The 2,849-nt window shown below is 54.1% G+C and carries 2 protein-coding genes; one reads left to right on the top strand and one right to left on the bottom strand.

All coding sequences use genetic code 11. The annotated features are described in order from the left end of the window. Positions 1 to 337: 337 nt before the first annotated feature. A complete protein-coding gene (locus tag FVW27_RS12390; RefSeq protein WP_167125567.1) occupies positions 338 to 517 on the top strand; it encodes a hypothetical protein in 180 nt (59 codons plus the stop codon). Positions 518 to 561: 44 nt separating this feature from the next. Here FVW27_RS12390 and FVW27_RS12385 read toward each other — a convergent pair whose 3' ends face one another. Then, a complete protein-coding gene (locus tag FVW27_RS12385) occupies positions 562 to 2,613 on the bottom strand; it encodes an AAA family ATPase (protein ID WP_167125565.1) in 2,052 nt (683 codons plus the stop codon). Positions 2,614 to 2,849 lie beyond the last annotated feature (236 nt).

The following is a 2,849-nucleotide window of genomic DNA, read 5'->3' as shown; positions in this document are numbered from 1 at the left end:
ATGGCCGAACTTGCCCCGGCGATGTTCGGCCTGCTCCAAGGCGCGCTGGTCGGAAGGCGCGCGACATGATGCAACTACGAAAAACACCGGCAACGAACAACGGGGAGGCACCACGCCTCCCCGTTCTATTTCAACACCCCGACAAGGAGGTCGTATGCGCTGGATGTACCTGTGCCGGTTCTGGCCGTGGAAGAAATGCCTTCTGCCGCCTGCGGAATGCGTCATCTTCGCGGACTGCCCCAAGGTCCGCACCCCGAGGAGAAGAATATGGGCATAAGCTGGGGATCAATTATCGCCATAGCCATCGCGGTACTTAACGTCGTCAAGGAGAGCATCGATGACTGAGCACGAGTCCAAGGGCAAGGGAATGAACAGGGCCTGGGTGTTTCTTGGCGGCTGCCTGGCAGGTGTCGCTGGCCTGTTCGTGGCGGCCATATTGTCGGAGGCAGGCACCACGAGAACGGACGGCTGCGATGACGAACCGTTGGCGCTGCCTGAAGGCGAGAGCCATACATGAAAACAGGGGGAGGCAAGCGCCTCCCCCTGCAGCTATTCGTCCAATTATTTTAGCCTTTTCCTAATTGTTTCATGGCTAGGGGCACTGCCGTGTAATTTGACAAGTTCCTGAGCAATTTCCCGGAAACCCATGCCGGCTTGCTTCATGCGCTTGGCATCCTCAAGCCAAGCAGGCTGGAGGCCACCCACATCCGGGGCACTTTTTTTTGTCTGACCTTCGCAGGCCGAGGTGGCTAGCAGCCCGTCCGGAGGCGATAGTTCCACTGTGAACGGCTCAATATCACTACCGAACGCGTTACGGCATTTTTCGTACGCGACGGTGATCGTCGTGGTCTTCTCGGCGGTGCCCTTTTTACTGGGCCGATCAAGCTTCACCACAGCATCCAATATGTCGAGTTTGGCGTTGCTGCCACGCTGGTCTCCCGTTTTCGAGGTATGTTGCACAATCAGGCAGGAAATCCCCCGAGCCTTCAACTTTTTGAGCAACGCGCGAAATGCCTCCTGGCACTCAGTGCTGTTGCCGCATGCCGTCGGGGCCAAGGTCGACAGGTTATCAAACACGATGAACTCGACATCCGGGAACCGCTTGTCGATCCAGCCCAGTAGGGCCTTGCCGCCTTCCTCAGTACCAAGGTCAGGCAAGGCATTGCCTTCTGTCATGGTAGAAAGCAGTTCGAACCGCTTTCCCCCGATTTCTTCGTCTACCGTACGTCCCTGAGCTTGACCCAAGGCCTTCAAGCGCTCCCTGCACGCACTCTCGCCCATCTCACCATCAAGGTAGAGCACATTCCGTGCGCGGGAAGCTGTCCACTTCCCGCCTAGCGCAGAAGTCCCCTTCCACACGGCAAGCGCAACCGCGAACGCGACCCAGGTCTTCCCAACCCCCGTTCCCGCCACCAGCATCATCAAGCCAGGACTCAGCATAACTGGCTTGATCACGTATGGCCGTGGCTCTTCAGGCATCGCCAGCAGCGTCTCCAAGGGCTTGCTTTGGAATGCAGCTTCCACATGACCATCGAGATTCAGCCCAAAGAGGCGCTCGGCCTCCTCGCAAAAGGCTCTGGCAGAAAGCCTTCGCCCCTGATCATTCCAAAACGCCAGGTCGTGAGCAAGGCGCTCTGCTTCTCCACGAAACTCCCCTTGAGATGCTCGTGACAGAATCCGAACCTGTCCTGCCCCGGCTTTCTGAATGGCTCGACTGGCTTCATATATCTGACGGTAACCATCTGCGGCATAAGACGGGAGTAGGAGCACTTCGCGCCCCTTCAACGCGCTCCAATCAGTGCAGGCGATCCCCTTCCGCCCTCCAGGCCAAGTGGTAGGGACTACGCCACTTTTAACAAGCCATCTATGCTCCAATGATATCTGAGAAGCTGTTTCCTCGTCCAAGGCGCAAAGCACAGCATGTCCCGATTTTGCTACAAGTTCATGCAGATCGAACAACGGAAAACGCCCTTGAAATGCGCGCCACTTCCACTCAGCATGACATATATTGTACTTATCACGGATATAGAACTTGGAAACCGGGAGGTTGAAAACAGTTCCCCTTTCATCAAAAATTTTGACAATACCTCCCCTCAGACTCCCATTATCGTTTCTATAATGGTAAATTGAATATTTTGCGTTATTCAATGTATAGTACCGATAGCTCTTCACACACTCTTCAAGCTCCTCTGCCTCGACACCTGATCTGCACTCATGCCAGCCGGGGTCGCAACCTTGAAAAAAGCGCGCCTCGGGGCTCGTGTCGATGTTCAACAGTGCCGCAATTCTAAAAAACCCACGAATAGTGTCGAATCCTAAATGCAACGTCACTAAATCGACTAAATTTTGCCCACGCCGACCATTTGAATGGTGTAACCATGACCCATATTCTCTTTTCCTTGGATCAATTTCAACGATGAAGTCATCGTTCGACATAGAAATATCCAATCGTTCAAAAGCAGCTTGTGGGTTCTTGCGAAGCTCAATCTCGACCGTTTCACGCGCCAAGTACTCCAAGATGGAGAGATGTCGAATAGCGTCCTTCTCCGTGGAGTACTCACGAAACCTTGGACTGAATACACAAGTCCTTTCCGTATAATGATTCGTATACATACATTCCTCATAAAATTCACAGTGAAGGTAAAAATTGGCCGCGCCGCGCTAAAGCGTTGCCAAGAGCAACGTGGCCAATCACAGGACACGCCTAGCGTACCCCAAAACTATCAGTAAGATAGCCAAGTACTTCAGCACTCCGGCTTTGTGGGGCAGGTGCGCCGCCCCGGATGGTTTTGGGTTCAGGCTCCTTCACCCGGCGAGCAAACCACTCCATGAACGAATCTCGCTCGTAG

The organism is Nitratidesulfovibrio liaohensis (assembly GCF_011682075.1).
Lineage (GTDB): Bacteria > Desulfobacterota > Desulfovibrionia > Desulfovibrionales > Desulfovibrionaceae > Cupidesulfovibrio > Cupidesulfovibrio liaohensis.
Note: the sequence above shows the minus strand (reverse complement) of the source record. Positions and strands in the feature narration are given on the sequence as shown.